Raw genomic sequence first — 15977 nt, 5'->3', positions numbered from 1 at the left:
CATGGCGCCAATGGACCCGACAATGACATGGTCGCTGACAATGCCGACGCCCACATCAAGAAACTTGATATTCTCGCCAACTTTCTCGCGTTTCTTCCATTCTCTCACAAAGGCTCCAAAGGAGTTTGCAATCGCAAATGCGCACTGAACGGCGTTTCGTTCATGATTTTCCTCACGGAAAAACGCGAGCAGCCCATCTCCGAGAAACTTATTGACCGTGCCGTGATGCTTGATGACTTCATGATGCAAAAATTCAAAATACCCATTGAGAAAGATTTGGATTCGTTCCGGGTTATTGATGACGTTGCAGAGCTCGGTGAAGCCGCGCATATCGACCATAAAGAGCGTCATGTACTCTCGCCGCGCCGGCTCCCGTAATTTTTGGAGAATATCGACCGTTCGCTCTTTCCGATACGCGGACGTGGGGAAGCCCATGTGTGCGAGCACGTCTTCAAACAGTTTCGCGTTTCTGATAGCGACGGCGGCTTGGCTGGAGAACGCCTCCAAAACGAACTGATCGCGTTCGGAGTACGAACCTTTCTGTTTGTTCAGGATCTGCATGACGCCCAGCTTTTCGCCAGCGGCGCTCAGGGGAACGCAGATCATCGATTGCGTCACAAAATTGGCCTCGGCGTCGACGGTTTTATTATGCGCTGTGTCCACGGCAACATCATTCTTAACCACAGATCGCCCGGTCGTAAAAACTTCACCCGAAACGCTATGCATCGGAACCTGGTCTTTAACTTCCGCCTGTGCTCCCTTAGTCCTGAGAAGCCAGGAAGCTTTTTCGCCGATTGCCGATGCAAAGTAGAACGAACCCTGCCGACCGTCGCAAATGGACGATGGATTATGGAGAAGAACAGAACCGTCAAACGACGACGTCAGCTTTCCAGCCGTTGTGAGAATCTTTTCCAGAACGACAGGTAAATCTATTTCCGCTGCAAGTTCTCGGCTGGCTTTGACTAGCTCTAAAAGATCGTCAATTGTGAGATTATTGTCGGACATCGTGAAGTTAACCTGTTGTATCTCTGGATAAACGACGGGTCATGCTATCGAATTTTATCTATAGCTATGGATATTGCTGGAGACACCTACGGGCGAGCGCCGCCGACTCCGGGGCGTTCATGGTTGCTGCGATTGACCATTGTTCACGTCCTTCGGTCTTGCGCCCAGTCATGTACAATGCGTAGCCATAGTTCAATCGATGGATGGCTGATCCCTTCATCGCGACCGCCTTTCCGCAATCATCGACAGCTTCTTCGTATCGTCCCAAGCCACTGAGAACTGCTCCTAAACTGTCAAGAGAAGCAGCGTTTTTCGGATTGAGCCGAACGGCTTCCTGGCATTCCGGGAGTGCTTCTTTGAATCGTCCCGCCTTGAAGAGATACCAGCCCAGATTATTATGGTAACGATAGACGCTGGGATCGAGTTTTACGGCCTCTTGAAACTCTTGCATGGCTCCTGCGGCATCGCCGGACTGGGAAAGCTTTAACCCTCGAGTTTCATGACTGGAAGCAAAAATGCGCTGCGGTATTCGTGACCAAATCACAGTTATGATTATTACCAGCGGTACGACCGCTATTCCCCATCGTTTCATTGTACACGATCCAATCGGATATTTCATTTTAGAAGATGTCTGACATCTGAGTGTCGTGCGTCATGATTTTGTTTCATGCTAAGCTTTTCGTCTACTGATTTCAGCCATTCAATTCCGCGCGGAACGCCATCATTGATCATGGATTCATAGTGGCCGCCATTGCTTACGCGGACGAAGGATACGTGTGAGTTTTCGCTCTTCAGCTCCTTGGCAAATTTATCCACGGAGGCGGCGGTAATCGTCTGATCGCCAAGAGATGCAAACAAAAATACGGGACAGGTGAGTTTATGAATATTCTCGGATGGAGCAGTGTTGATCAGGAAACTTCGGATGTCGGGAATAAATTCCTGGAGACCCGCAAGTTTTCCTCCATGTTCGGCGATTAAGTCCGTCGGCGGACAGTAAGCCAAACAGCCGTGAATTCTGCGATCCGTAGCGGCGACGAGAAGCGCCTCCGCTCCAGCGGAGCTGTGGCCGGCTGTGTAAATTCTCGTCGGATCGATTTGCGGAATATGTTGTTGAATATAATTAATTGCCGCCTTCGCGTCCTCAACTCCCGCGCCGGCCTTCGCGAACGCGCGATGTGCGTCGATTATTTGATCCGCGCTTGGGCCGTCCGGCAAGCTGCCGTCCAGCGAGTAAGCCACCACGGCGAAACCGGCCCGAACGTAGGGAAAGTATTCCTGCGTATTTCCTAGATCCGCCCCCCATATTTGAGGGGTGCCGGACGGAGCAATAATAACGCAGCCGACCTTTTTGCCCGTGTTCGGCGGGAGAAACACCCAAAGCGTCACACGAGAGTTTATTGCGGACGTCGTTTGAACCACTGAGACGCTCATGCCCGGCTCACCGGTCGGCATCAAAGCGACTTTCTGTGGATACGGTTTTTCTGACATCAGCCAGAGCAATGCCAAGATGGCGGCAGTCAACAGTACGATACGAGCCGTGGATTTAATCGTCAGTCTCATTTCACCTTCAATCATGAAACCGAAATACGATCACCAGCGCAGCGTCGCCGGGAAATATTCGGCGATCAGCTCTTCGTAGTAGGGACGCAGCGCGGCGACATCCGGACGCTCGGGAGTTTTGGAGTAAAGATCGTAGGGATTGAACTTGCGCACCCAAGAAAACATCTCCTGATCCCGATCGTCCATCAAGTTCTGATACGCCCCTTCGCGATGGGCGGCGTAAAAGGAGTGATAGCGGATCATGTAGAGGCTCTCTTCGGGCATGTGATCCTTAACGACCTGATAGAGATATTCGTCGTGTCCCCACGAGAGATGCACGCTGCCGAGACCGCAGGCAGGTTCGTAGATTCCGGTCGGCGTTTGGTATTCAGAAACCTGAGAATCCGGGTTGAGCGCGAAGAATTCGGAGAAGACGACCTTATCGCTGTAGGCGCAGCCCACGGGGAATGTATCTCCGACCACCGCCCACTGAGGTTCATCCCAAAGACAGAGGATCTTGCCGAGATCGTGAATGAGGCCGGTCAGGATAAACCAGCGCGGATGTCCATCGGCGCGTATCGCCTCCGCAGTCTGCATGAGGTGTTCAATCTGCGTAAGATCCGTGTCCGGGTCGCTGTCATCGACAAGATTGTTGAGAAACTCCATCGCTTCCCATATCCCCATCGTCCTGCGATTTAACGAGAGATATTGCTCTTTTTTCCGCTGCACAAAGTCGTATGTTTGGTAGGTATGGTTCAGCCGGTAGAACTCCTTGACCGTAGGCCGCGCCTCCGCGTCATAGTCGCGATACTCGTCCTTAGCCTTCGCCGCCGCGCCGGCGTCCAGATCCTCGTACCGCCCTTTTTGGAATTCCTCAAGCGCCTCTTCCACTTCGATCACATCCGCCATTTGAGCCACCTCCTATGTTCGAAATCCGCTCACGAATATGTTATCTTACCCTCACAACTTCCGGCCCAGCGCCCGATACTGGATCGACTGCGCCACATGCCCCAAGCCAATATCCTTCGCCCCGTCCAAGTCCGCCACCGTTCGCGCGAGATTGAAGATGCGATCGTAGACGCGCGTGCTCGGTCCAAGCTGGACGATAGTTGGAGACAATACCTATTATCGAATCAGCGCCTGATAACCAGCTTGGATAAAATGTTCATCAGCTGTCAAGGCTTGCTGGATGCCGCGTTGCTCCATGATTGTAAAAGACAAACAGTCAGTTAAGCCCCATTCTTTATCGGGGCGCGATGAGTACAATGCGAGTGCATCCCGATAGAGAGTGGATGTCACATCAATAATTTCAAGGCCTGGATCATTGGTGAGTGCATTTAAGATGGCGACTCCGATTTTGCGATATTGAACTTTTGATAGTGAATTGCCAATTTCGAGCAGTACACCGCGTGATGTAATAAGCTTTGGGCGAGTGCTCGCAATAGTCTTGCTTAAATTCGCTGCTTGTAAATGGTGATTATCTTTGGGCGTAGAGAGAGCGATGATGTATGATGTGTCTAAAAAGACTTCATTCTGGAGTTTCGTGTTTGTCGCCATAAAGATAATGCTCCAAATTTTCGGACCAATCGGCCGGTCCATCTAAATTTGCCCCGAGGCAAATGGCTAAGAAATCATTAGCAGCTGGCGCGTCAACCGTTTCAATCGTCACACGAACTACAGTGTTAGGAGCCAAGTCTAGTTGTTCATCCAATTTCAGGGATGAGGCGCCGTCAAAAGTCGCATTCAATGTTCGAGTCATAAATTGCCCTCCATACTGTATTTTACTCTAATTATCCCCACAACTTCCGATCCAGCGCCCAATACTGGATCGACTCCGCCACATGCCCTAATCCAATATCCTTCGCCCCGTCCAAGTCCGCCACCGTCCGCGCGAGTTTGAGAATACGGTCGTAGGCGCGGGCGCTCAGACCAAGCTGAGAGATGGCGGCGCGCAATAGGTCTTTGACTTCTTTATCGACGGCGCAGTATTCTTTGAGATGGTGTCGCTAAAGTAGCCGCAGGGGCAGGGATCCATGGCGGCGACGAGCATGAGTCGGGCAGGGTAGGTCATGGCGCGGGCGATGGTGACGTGGCCGTCTTCGAGGGGCTGGCGCAGGACTTCGAGGACGTCGCGCTTGAACTCGGGCATTCTCCCAATAGCACATCGCCCTGATGTTCTTTCTGTCGCCGCTGATGGCGATTTGAGAGCACGGACGCTCAGGACATCTGAGTGGTCTCATGCCTCGGCTTCATCGCCCGCAGGAACGCCTCCACGCACGCCGGGTCCCACTGCGTCCCGGCCCCGTCCACCAGGATCGCCAGCGCCTTCTCCGCATCCATGCCCTTGCGGTACGGGCGGTCCGTCGTCATCGCGCTGTAGGCGTCCGCCACGGCCATCAGTCGTGCGATCAGCGGCGTCTCCTCCCTCCGCAGTCCGCACGGGTAGCCTTGCCCGTCCCAGCGCTCGTGGTGGTGGCGCACCGCGCCGAGAGTCTCTTCCAGCCCTGGCACCGCCGAGACGATCACCGCCCCCATCTGCGGGTGCTGTTTCACCGCCGCGAACTCATCCTCGGTCAGTCGCCCAGGCTTGCGCAGGATGGCGTCAGGCACGCCGATCTTACCCACGTCGTGCAGCAGGGCCGAAACCGCCACTATATGCTGCTCGGTCGCAGACAGTCCCAGCTCGCGTGCGATCATCAGGCTGTATTCCAGCACATCTTCGGAGTGGCGGCGGGTGTAGCGGTCTTTGTTGTCCACCGCCGCCACCAGCGCGTCCAGCATTGAGAACCCGTCTACCGCGTTCAGCATAGAGAGGCGCACCTGATCGGCCTCCGACTCCCCCGAGCCGCTGGCCTTCGCCCGCCGCATCCGCTCGTCCGCCCGTCCTACCACCTCATGCCACGCCAGACCCTCGAACGGATACGTCGCCGCCCCCGCGCTGATTGAGATCGGGATCGTCGCCGCCTGACCTGCGGGGTGGTACGTCAAGCCGGTCATGCGCGCCCGCACCTGCGCCTCGATCTCCTTGCGCGGGGTATCGCCTACGCCTGGGAGGATCAGGGCGAACTCGTCCCCGCCGTAGCGTGCGAGCACGTCCTCGCGACGGCAGGTGAAGCGCAGGCGCTCGGCAACCTGCCGCAGCACCTCATCACCGACCGCGTGGCCGTAAACGTCGTTGAAGAACTTGAAGTTGTCGAGGTCCAGAATCACCACGGCCAAGGGCGCGCCCTCCCGCTCGGCCTGGGCCGCCTCCTCCTCCAGCCGCTTCTGGAAGGCGCGGTGGTTCAGTAGTTCGGTCACGGGGTCACGGTCCGCCCGCCTCTGCGCCTCGGCCAAAAGCCGCTCCCTCTCCGCCTCGATCCGCTTGCGCTCCGTGATGTCGTGGTGGATTGCCAGCACTACCTCCTCGCCCCCATAGGTCAGGAACTGGAAGGAACCAATCGCCCAGAATGGCGTCCCGTCCAGGTTCTTGGCCGCGAGTTCGCGCGGCCCGACGAACGAATACAGCGCGAGCAAGCGCCTGATCTCATCGCGCTCGGCGGAGTCCTGGTAGAAGTTGATCGAGGTGTGACGGCTCACGTCGGCATCGAGGGCTACGCCGAAGAGCTGGCGGGCGAACGGGTTGGCGTAGAGGGCGACGCCATCCGCCATGCGGGTGATAATGATGGACACAGGAGCGACCTCGGCAATAGCCTGGAAGTGGCTCCGACTCTCCCGCAGGGCCGCCTCACGCTCCGCCAGTTCTCGAAAGTGCCTCTCCCGCTCCTGCTCGGCGTGTTTGCGCTCGGTGATGTCGTGCTGGGTCGCCAACGACACCTCCTCGCCGCCATAGGTCAGACGCTGAAAGGCGGCGATGACCCACAACGGCGTCCCGTCCATGTGCTTCAGGGCGAGTTCGCGCGGCCCGACGAAGGGCTGCTCCGAGAGCAGGCGAACGATCTCGTCACGGTCGGCGGGGTTCTGAAAAAAATGGTAGGATGTGTATTGGCTCGTGTCGGTCTCAGGGCTCGCGCCGAAGAGCTGGCGGGCGAATTGGTTAGCGTAGAGGATAGTCTGGTCCGAGAGGCGGGTCATGATGATGGAGGTGGGCATCGCCTCCGCGATGGCCCAAAAGTTCTGCTGGCTCTCCGTGAAGGCAGCCTCGGTCCTGCGCCGCTCTGTCACGTGCTGGAAGAAGTCGGTCAGGCCGCTCGCCGACGGGAAGATGCGATTCTGGAACCCGCGCTCATTGCGCGGGGAGTATTCCTTGATCTCCGAGGAAGTCTGGTCAACGAGGGTTTCGTGATAGGCGTCCCAAAAGGATTGGCCGACACTTTCGGGGAACTCAGTCCAGATGTTCCTCCCGAGTAGGTCCTCGGGACAACGTCCTAGTACCTGCGCCGCCATCGGGCTAACGTGGATGTAGCGCCAATCCGCGTCCAGGGCAATGAACGCGTCGGTGATGCGGTCCAGGATGTCGGCGGCGCTCGGTTGGGATGCGGCGGAGGAAGGTTCGACAACCATGTTTACCGCCGATGTCGCCGCTGAGTTTCGGTCGGTCGGCTCTGTCCCGGCGTCATTCTCATTGTACGATTCCATCAGTGCCCATCCTTCTATTCGACGCATTCCCCTCCCAGCGACAGTGGGAGAATTATAACAGATGATGAAAGACTGCGCAAGTGGCGCCTTCTGATCGTATCTGCCGCCCCGTAGAGGCTTATCGGATGGAGGCGTTGAGCGCAGAGGAAGCGGTTATGAAAGGCGGCTCGGAAGGCGCCGCCCATCGTTTTCAACACATGTCCGTCGTACTGATCAATGGCGCCCCATCGATTGGGATTACAGGGCTAGGTCGGTCGTTTACGGCTGGATCGGACAACCGATAGGCTAATCTTTATCCCCACAACTTCCGATCCAGCGCCCGGTACTGGATGGACTCCGCCACATGCCCCAGTCCAATATCCTTCGCCCCATCCAAATCCGCCACCGTCCGCGCGAGCTTCAAGATGCGGTCGTAGGCGCGGGCGCTCAGGCCAAGCTGGGAGATGGCGGCGCGCAAGAGGTCTTTGACTTCTTTATCGACGGCGCAGTATTCCTTGAGCTGCTTGCTCGCCATGCTGGCGTTGTTTTGCAGGTCGGTGCCGGTGAAGCGCTGTTTTTGCACGTCGCGGGCGGCGATGATGCGGCTTCGAATGGTCGCGCTGGTTTCGCCGGTTCCGCTGCTTTGGAGCATCTCGTCCTGGGGTAGGCGCGGGACTTCGATGTGGATGTCGATGCGGTCGAGCAGCGGACCGGAGATACGCTGGAGGTACTTAGAGATCATCTGCGGGGAGCAGGTACAGCTTTTGATGGTGTCGCCGTAGTAGCCGCACGGGCAGGGGTTCATGGCGGCGACGAGCATCAGGCGCGCGGGGTAGGTCATGGTGCCGGCGATGCGGGCGATGGTGACGTGGCCGTCTTCGAGGGGCTGGCGCAGGACTTCGAGGACGTCGCGGCGGAATTCGGGTAATTCGTCAAGAAAAAGAACGCCGTGGTGGGAAAGTGAGACTTCGCCAGGACGCGGGTTGCTGCCGCCGCCAGCGAGGGCGGCGGTGGAGATGGAATGGTGCGGACTGCGGAACGGCCGCTTGGTCACGAGCGCCGTATGCGTGCCGAGCAGGCCGGAGATGCTGTAGATTTTTGTAATATCGAGAGCTTCGTCGAGATTGAGCGGCGGGAGAATGGTGGGGAGCCGGCGCGCGAGCATTGTCTTGCCAGAGCCGGGAGGGCCGACCAACAAGATATTATGGCCGCCGGCGGCTGCGACTTCCAGTGCGCGCTTGACATGTTCCTGTCCCTTGACGTCGGCAAAGTCGATGTCATAGTGCTGATCGGCGTTCAGCAGTCCGACGGGATCGGCGGGCAGTGGCGTCGATTTGTCGAACTCGTTCAGGAGCGCGACGACCTCGGCGAGGGTTTTGACCGGGTAGATATCCACGTCGCCGACCACGGCGGCCTCGCGCGCGTTGGCTTCCGGGACGACGAGGAACTTCTTCTTCTCAGCCTTGGCGCGAATGGCGATTGGGAGAATGCCTGCGACCGGGCTCACGCCGCCATCGAGCGCGAGTTCTCCTACAAACACACCTTTGTCCAGATGATCCGTGGAAAGCTGCCCCGTCGCGGCAAGCACGCCGATAGCAATGGGAAGATCAAAAGCAGGACCCTGCTTCTTGATATCCGCCGGAGCTAAATTAATCGTAATTCGTCGTATCGGAAATTCATACCCTGTGTTGCGAACCGCGCTACGCACACGCTCACGCGATTCCTGCACGGCGGCGTCGGGCAGACCGACGATGGCAAACAACGGTAATCCAGGGGCTATATCCACTTCGACGCGGACAATATAAGCATCTATACCGAGAGTAGCGGCGGAGTCGACTTGAGCGAGCATGGGAGTCCTTCTCTGACAGCTAAACTGACGTTCAGCGCGGCAGTCAATTGTCAGCTTGTTCGGTAGACAACGAATAATTTCCTGCCGTGAAACGTATTGTCTAAAGAGGCACTCTCCGAACTTCGAGAAAAGCGGAACGTGTCAACAAAAAAAACGCTCTCAGTGAAGAGGTCACGGATTCCCAGTCTTCATCACCAGGCCAACTATTGCGATGGATACCCCAATAACAACAGTGAAGGCTAATTGCCAGGGTGTCAGACCGGATGGGATAGCCCAATCGCATTCTGGATTTTCGGGGGCGTAATAGATCGTGACTTTGTCCCCGATTCGATAGGGACTAGGTTGACCCAACGTGATCGTAACCGTCGTTGCGTCGGCCGTGACGAATTGAATAACAGCAACTTTAAAAGAGCCGAAGTAGGTTCTTGCTTGAGCCTGTCCGACAACCTGTCCCACGGCGCTATTCATCCCAAGCGTCGCCGCAGATCGTTGCTGTCGATTACAGACACCGATAATAACGATGAGAATACCAACCACAATTATCGCGAACTTTATCACGGACATGCCTAGCTCTCCTCTCCCTGTGCCTGATGATCTACTCTAACACGACTTCACACTACTGCACATGGGCCATAGCGCCTACATGTCAGGGACTAAGTTTGAGAAGTTGACGCCTGTGCACGAACAAGATGCTGCTCTCAAGGAAAGTCGCTGTGGTCACGAGGGCGGGGCGGGGAAGTCATTTCTCATTGACGGCAGGCGAGACGGTGAAATGTGGCGCCCCATTCTTACCCTGCTAAGAATGGGGCGCCGCGCGCTGAATTCGGTCTGCTTCTACGATTTGAGGAAGTATGTTACTTTCGACTTTTTTACGAGCTCTCGGACGGCCTCTAGAATAAGAGGCTGGGCTTGCTGCTCTTTGTAAGTCGCCAGCGCCTCGGCATATAATGGGGCCTCGGAAGGGGAGTGATCGTCGCTGGTGCTGACGGCCTGGATCAGAACATAGCCGTCGTAGGTCTTGACGGCCTCGGGAGTGATCTGTCCCTTTTTCATCGTCAGCGCCGCGTTCAGAAGCGCCGTGTCCGCGCCGAGCATGCCCGGATAGAGGATACCGGCGTCGCCCGCTTGGTTCTTCGATTCTGCGTTGGAATATTGGCGGGCCAGTTCCGCAAAGTCTTTTCCCGATTTGAGCTGCGCCTGCACGGCGGCAAGGAGGGGCGGCGATTGCTTAGCAGGAGTATCTCGCACAGAAATGATACAGCAGTGAACCATGGGGGCAGGCTTGACCTGATTGAGCACTAGCTTTGTGCGCTCAATCTGCTGCTTGAAATCATTTCTGAGACCCGCCATGGTCGTGTGGTGGGCCGGCAAGCCCTCTTCGATCGTATGCGGCGCGATGCGCCGCCGCAGATTCGCGACGGCCTGGTCAACCTCGGATTCGCGGACGACGATTCCTCGGCGTTCGCACTCACGGTCGACCAGATAGTTCTGTACGAGGTTATCGACGGCTTCACGGCCGCCATCGGCGACGCATTTGGCGAGAACATCCTTCATCAAGATAGGGTGATTGTCGATAGTCGCGGCGGCAATGGGCAGAGGCTTCCCGGGAATAAGTTCGGCATCGGATGCATACGTGATCTTGGACTGACGGATCAAAGCGCCGATAATTGTCGGCTCTAGGAACATCGCCTGCACTTTCTGACACTCAGTATCGGCTTCCCGGTAGATGGTTTCCTCAGTACTGGAGTGGTCATCGGATGTGCTGATCGCCTGGATGAGGCAGTAACCTTCCGCCGTCTTCACGGGGGCTTTCGACACTTGCCCCTTCTTCAGTGTGAGCGACTCGGCCAGGACCGGCCCTCCGACGTTCCCCACCATATTGCCGTAGAGCACTCCGATATCGCCGTTTCCGTCGAGCGGCTCTGATTCCGAGTAGAGCCGCGCCAGATCACCAAACTCTTTTCCGTCGTTCAGTTGCTCCTGAATACTCTTAATTATCGTAAGCGCCTCTGCCTCGGCACGGCCGGCGCTGCCCGTCACACTCGGAATGCCGCTCTGGCGGCATTTCACGAGGATTTCGCGGCAGTGAACCATCCTAACCGGCTTCACTCCCTCCGTAACGAGCTGCTGACGTCCTAGTTTGGCGCGGAATTGTTGCCGGAGCTGCGGCATCGTCCATGCATGCGCTTTGATCGTGTCTTCCAGCACCGCCGGCGCGTACTCTTTGCGCAGATCGGCGATGCTCCTGTCGATTGCGGCTTCAGTAACCACGATCCCGCGCCTGCCGCATTCACGCTCGACCACAAAGTTCTGAACCATTTGATCGACGACGTATCCGCGCTGCGTGCGCAGGCACAGCAATTCGATGTCGCTCCTGGGGATGACATGTCCATCGACGACCGCAGCCGCGTCAAGGATCGAATTGCCGCCTGGGGAAGAGCTGATTTGCGGCTGCGATGACGGCAGAGCACTGACGGTGGCGGGCGCTCCGACTGCGCACAATATCGTCGCGATCAGGAGTGATTTTCGATGAGAACGTGGCGCCAAGTTCGTTAGTCCTTCTTAATGGTCCATCATAGGACGTTGGAAACGCCGCCAGCTCAGAAGATCCTGGCTGACAGCGTCCCATTCGATGAGGGTTCAGAGGATGGTCTTAGTTATACTGGCGGACATAGTCGATATCGAAATTACCGTTTGCCCGGGTGCTGCCGTCGGGGTTACCAGGCCAGTTCCCGCCGATTGCCAGGTTCAAAATGACGAACTCCTGCTGGTTGCTGTTGAACTCCCACGTGCCGGCTTGCCCTCGGTAGAAGGTAGCCGTGTTTTGCCCGTCGGTGCTAAACGTGATAGAGTTGGTATCGGCGGGCCACCACATGCCGTAGTTATGGTAGGTGGATGTTGACGAATTGACGGTGCGAACAACGGTCGGGTCCCATCCTGGCATATGCAGGCTCTGGTGGTTTTCCCACTGGCCGTTGATTTCCTCGACCGTGTCGATTTCACCGCAAGCCGGCCAAGCCCCGCCCTGCGTTCCCAGTGTCCAGCCGGCTGGCCAGTACCCCTTGCCTGAGTTTGGGAACTTGCAGCGAAACTCCAGGTAGGTGCCCGGACCGAAGGTGTGCTTGCCGTAAGAGTCGATCTTCGCCGAATACCAGCGGCCGGCGCCGTCCTGCTGGGCCTGGATCTGCAGAGCCTGACTATCCGTGCCAGTCCCGTCCGAAACGACGTGGGAATTCGCCCAGGAGTTTACATACGTCTGGATCTCGTTGTTACCGAAACCGCCTCCGCCAGTGGTGTAGGTCCAGTTACCGCTCCAGGGCTGGTTGTTGACGCCTGTAAACTCATCGCTCCAGGTGACGCCCCATGCGGAAGCGCGAGGGGCTCCGGCGGCGCATAGGATCAGCGCTCCTGCTGTCACGATTGCAATCCGAGAAGCGGCCCTGAGGGCATTCTGGCGGACATTGGTCTTTGCGGTAAAACGATTCGGCATGATCTTTCAATCTCCTTTGAGTATCGCGAACGCTGAGAATAGTTCTCCGCCGATTGCAGTCGACGGAGGCAGGTCAATGGCAAGGAACGGCAACTGTTCCTTGCATCTTCCCATGATCGAGCGAGTTGGGCATTACCCTCGCACGAAATCTGTATTGCAATTATTGCATTAAAAACTTACGCTTATCACTGGATCGATAGAACCCCCAATGAATCCTCGTTAGCAAATATATCAATAAGCTCAAATCGTTCTAGAGTTGCAAACTTTAGCCGTTCTCGGCCAAGAGTTTAACCGGTTAACTAGAACGAGTATAACAAAGGACCGAGAATTTGTCAATCGGTTCTACAGCGATTGTGGAAATCTTTTTTAGCCGATGCCGGCAAGGCGACGAAAAAAAGACGCTCCCGGTGACGGGAGCGTTAAAAAGGAGAAACGGAGAAACTCTCAAACCTATCATCGGTGAGTTTCTTGAAAATCTTTAGGGTTGCTTGCTATTGTTTGCAGAGTGTGCTTGCCTGGATGCGCTTTCCGCCAGTTCCGCCAGCGGATTTGTCGGCGGCGCCAGTTGGTCACGCTGCTCGATCGAGTCGCGGCGTGCGTCAATCACAAAGCCATTCCAACCCTTCCCTTTGACTTCCGAGACGATTTCTGCGGCAAGCTCCTCCGCAAGGGTGGCGTTTCCAGGTCGAATCAAATAGAGTATGGTCTTGGACTGGACTTTGGCCTGGGCAAGACGATTGCCTTGCCGCATGTAATTCTCCGTGCTTCCCGCCAAATATGCGTCGCTGTGGTAGACGGGCAAAGGCTGACGGGGATCGTCCCAGCTGCCATACCAGCCCGTCCCTCCGCCGTTGTAGCCGTCTTGCTGAAGGAGTACGGAGATCGTCTTAGAGCCAGACGCTTTACGAGCCGATTGCAAAAGCTGTGCGAGAGCATTACGCTTGGCGCCGTTTCGAAACGCCCGCCAGGGGGAGACTTGAAATTCCGACATCGGAACATCGATCCCTTTACGGAGAAAACCATCGATTGCTACGAATGCATTTGGCCAGATGTCAACGGGGTCTGTATGCGCGTTACGCAGGAAGCCGAGACGCAGGTCTTCCGTGTAACCAAGGTCGGGAATCTCCGGGGTGTTCTGTGTATCCCGCACACGATAGCCCGGAGGATCGGTCGTTCGCCAAACCATTCCGGCCACGCCTGGGAGGGACGCCAGTCGCGTCACCAGATCCGTAAGCGTCGATTGGACGCCTGTATTCGCAGGCTGCACGTAGAGGCGATTTGGAAATGGCGGCGCCACTGGCGTTCCATCGTCGGTTTCGTCCGTGCGATCGTTGTAGATACGTATCTGACGAGCATCGGCGTCCCGAGAGGCGTCGCCGTGTAGGTTTCTATCGCGAAATTTTTCCGGCGGATTGCTGTCCCAAAGATAGAGATCAAGCGTCGGGACAATACGCACTCCAGCCTTGGGCGCAGCCCGAAGCGCTTCCGTCAGAATGCCTGAAGCATTCGGATCACTGGCGGGGGATAGATGCGATTCGCCCTGGGAGAAGACATCCAGCCATAGCTCATTCAGCCCAATGGCGTGCATCGAAGCGAGCAATTCGTCTACCTCAGAGGGCGTTTTTGGCTGCGCCATCACGGCGCGCCGCGAGACGCCAGACATGGCGGCGGCCAGCAACGGTCTGGGAGGCTCCGGCTTGACGGGTAGTGGGGGCGTCTCCGGCGCCGCAGCTGCGTCCGACGGTGAGCGCGCAAGCGAAATAGGAAAGAACGAACTCAGAAAAAGAACATTGCTGACATAAATCTGACCGTCCAGTCCCGGCGCTGTGAGATAGGCGGATGGCGCAACGTGGATTTCCACGGGATCGCCGTCACCGGGCGGGGGCGCGGGAAGTAAAGGGTCAGACTTACGGATCAAATCTCGATTGTGGAGGATAGCCCGCTTTTGCGCCAGCGAAGTGTCTTTGTACATCACGGTCATGCCGCCGGGGTAGCCCTGTTTGGGATGAAGGAGGCTCTGAAGCTGATCGGCGGTCAGATCGTCGCCGCTCTTGGCGATCGACAGATCGTCTGCGGAGCGTGTTTCGGAACCGCTCTTGGCGAGCGTCTCTTTCAATTCATCGCGTTTCCGGCTCACGAGAGTTTCGATGTCGTACCAGCGCCGCCAGAGTACGGTGCGCCCGAGCAGATTGTCGGTCAGCACATAAGCGGCGTCGACTTTGCGATAGGTTCCCGAAAGAGCGAACGCCAGCGCTCGCAGAAGATCCGATGCGGGAATTGCGCGATTAGCCCCGAGAACAGAGACGCTTTTCGTTTCCAGCGTACGGTCGGCGTATATCTCCAGACCGGTCGACCAGCCGATCTTCGTGACTAGATCGCCTATGGTTTTGACGCCATCCAGAGAAATCGGTGTTTGGAGCGGCGCCAGTGACCAGTTCAAATCTCCCTTTTTCAGCGTGTTGGGCAGGCGCTGGCGAACGGGAATGCCAAAGAGGGTTTCTTGCAAGTTCTCATCGTCAACTTCTGGCAGGAATTGATAGACTCGTATGGGGCCTTGGTCATCGGCAAACCCGTATTCCCGCCCGTTCAAGGCGGCGGTGACATTTGCCTTCAACTCCAAATGCAGTTTTAACTGTGGGAGACGATCGGTGATTTCCACCGTTCCCGGCGGATTGTCGGACATAAAGTAGCCGGGAGCGACGCGAGCTTTGCCCTTCGGAAGCAGCGCCGTAAAAAGCGCGCGCTGGGTATCTGTTGTCAGGTCGCCCAGCCCTAGTCCTGCCGACCCCGTGAGCAGCAGCCATTGATCGCGCGAGATGTTCCCCGCAAGAAGCGGCAGGATCGTCTCTCTGTCCATATTCTCGAAGACATTAGGATCTTTCGGATCCTCGTTGTAACGAAACATTGAAGTCGGACCGATGGCGTACACACCGCCGAAAGGATCGGCGGTCATGCCGTACGCATTCGCAATATGCCGTGTCGTGTCGCCGGGAGAGGCGGGCGCGCTTTCCTTGAGCGGCGCGATCTTGTCTCCATCAATGATCAGCGTGGGGTGCGATTCTGAGTCCGCCTGCGCCAAAGCCGTCAGGAGGGACGGCGATGGCGTGGGGCTGTCTGTCGCGCAAATCCCAATCCGAGACATGCTTAGGAGCACGGCAAGCGTAAAGACTGTTAGGTGTCTAGTGACTTCACAGCTTAAGCGCTTATGATGGATTTGACTGATCTGACGCACCTTTGAGCCATTCATACAGAAGACCATGTTGAGATTCGCCATCATAGTATTCTTTCATCAAACACCTCCATAAGGCCTCGCGCTCTACGTCAGAGAGATGTTGGCCGCGCGGCATGAGGCCCTGCTTGATATAAGAATGCACAATACCATTCTTGTCCAGAATTACGCCTGGGTCAAGGTCCGTCCGCAGGGCCTGAGGATAGTTAATTGCGGCGAAATCATCGTGGCACTTGCTGCATTTCATTGCGTCGCGGACCGCACGATAGGAGGACGCCGGCAGGTCTAAATCGCGAGTGGCGGCCTTG

Annotated in this window: 14 protein-coding genes and 1 pseudogene; all 15 read right to left on the bottom strand. The window is 56.7% G+C overall.

Annotation, left to right across the window (positions count from 1 at the left end; translation table 11 throughout):
* Positions 1-1005: GAF domain-containing protein (locus tag ABIZ35_RS01385; RefSeq protein WP_348218086.1), on the bottom strand; the 1005-nt coding region annotated here is incomplete at its 3' end.
* Between the two features lie 64 nt (positions 1006-1069).
* Positions 1070-1597 carry a tetratricopeptide repeat protein gene (locus tag ABIZ35_RS01380; protein ID WP_348218085.1) on the bottom strand — a complete coding sequence of 176 codons (528 nt, stop codon included), beginning with the start codon at positions 1595-1597 and terminating at the stop codon, positions 1070-1072.
* A gap of 23 nt (positions 1598-1620) precedes the next feature.
* The gene (locus tag ABIZ35_RS01375; protein WP_348218084.1) at positions 1621-2580 is read right to left on the bottom strand and encodes a prolyl oligopeptidase family serine peptidase; all 960 of its coding nucleotides are present in this window, start codon (positions 2578-2580) and stop codon (positions 1621-1623) included.
* 15 nt (positions 2581-2595) lie between these two features.
* Positions 2596-3453 carry an inositol oxygenase family protein gene (locus ABIZ35_RS01370; RefSeq protein ID WP_348218083.1) on the bottom strand — a complete coding sequence of 286 codons (858 nt, stop codon included), beginning with the start codon at positions 3451-3453 and terminating at the stop codon, positions 2596-2598.
* A 51-nt stretch (positions 3454-3504) separates the two neighbouring features.
* Positions 3505-3663 carry a hypothetical protein gene (locus ABIZ35_RS01365; RefSeq protein WP_348218082.1) on the bottom strand — a complete coding sequence of 53 codons (159 nt, stop codon included), beginning with the start codon at positions 3661-3663 and terminating at the stop codon, positions 3505-3507.
* A gap of 6 nt (positions 3664-3669) precedes the next feature.
* Positions 3670-4101 carry a PIN domain-containing protein gene (locus ABIZ35_RS01360; protein WP_348218081.1) on the bottom strand — a complete coding sequence of 144 codons (432 nt, stop codon included), beginning with the start codon at positions 4099-4101 and terminating at the stop codon, positions 3670-3672.
* Positions 4073-4303 carry a hypothetical protein gene (locus tag ABIZ35_RS01355; protein WP_348218080.1) on the bottom strand — a complete coding sequence of 77 codons (231 nt, stop codon included), beginning with the start codon at positions 4301-4303 and terminating at the stop codon, positions 4073-4075. The genes ABIZ35_RS01360 and ABIZ35_RS01355 overlap by 29 nt, the downstream gene beginning before the upstream one ends.
* A 31-nt stretch (positions 4304-4334) precedes the next feature.
* Positions 4335-4693, bottom strand: a pseudogene (locus tag ABIZ35_RS01350) (ATP-binding protein); the annotation flags it as partial.
* A 68-nt stretch (positions 4694-4761) separates the two neighbouring features.
* Entirely contained in the window at positions 4762-7047 is a 2286-nt protein-coding gene (locus ABIZ35_RS01345) for a diguanylate cyclase (RefSeq protein WP_348218079.1), read from the bottom strand.
* 367 nt (positions 7048-7414) lie between these two features.
* Positions 7415-8950, bottom strand: coding sequence for a YifB family Mg chelatase-like AAA ATPase (locus ABIZ35_RS01340; RefSeq protein ID WP_348218078.1), 1536 nt, complete (start codon positions 8948-8950; stop codon positions 7415-7417).
* A gap of 171 nt (positions 8951-9121) precedes the next feature.
* Complete coding sequence (locus ABIZ35_RS01335; RefSeq protein WP_348218077.1) at positions 9122-9514, bottom strand: DUF3592 domain-containing protein; 393 nt, start codon at positions 9512-9514, stop codon at positions 9122-9124.
* A 270-nt stretch (positions 9515-9784) separates the two neighbouring features.
* Positions 9785-11497 (bottom strand): peptidylprolyl isomerase, encoded by a 1713-nt coding sequence (locus tag ABIZ35_RS01330; RefSeq protein ID WP_348218076.1) that lies wholly within the window; start codon positions 11495-11497, stop codon positions 9785-9787.
* A 106-nt stretch (positions 11498-11603) separates the two neighbouring features.
* Positions 11604-12440, bottom strand: coding sequence for a glycoside hydrolase family 16 protein (locus ABIZ35_RS01325; protein ID WP_348218075.1), 837 nt, complete (start codon positions 12438-12440; stop codon positions 11604-11606).
* Positions 12441-12918: 478 nt separating this feature from the next.
* A complete protein-coding gene (locus ABIZ35_RS01320) occupies positions 12919-15582 on the bottom strand; it encodes a hypothetical protein (protein WP_348218074.1) in 2664 nt (887 codons plus the stop codon).
* Positions 15583-15643: 61 nt separating this feature from the next.
* Positions 15644-15977, bottom strand: a 334-nt coding sequence (locus tag ABIZ35_RS01315) for a hypothetical protein (protein ID WP_348218073.1), incomplete at its 5' end; no start/stop codon positions are given.

The organism is Capsulimonas sp. (assembly GCF_039929585.1).
GTDB lineage: Bacteria > Armatimonadota > Armatimonadia > Armatimonadales > Capsulimonadaceae > Capsulimonas.
The sequence above is the reverse complement of the archived record's forward strand: the minus strand, read 5'-3'. Positions and strand labels throughout refer to the sequence as shown.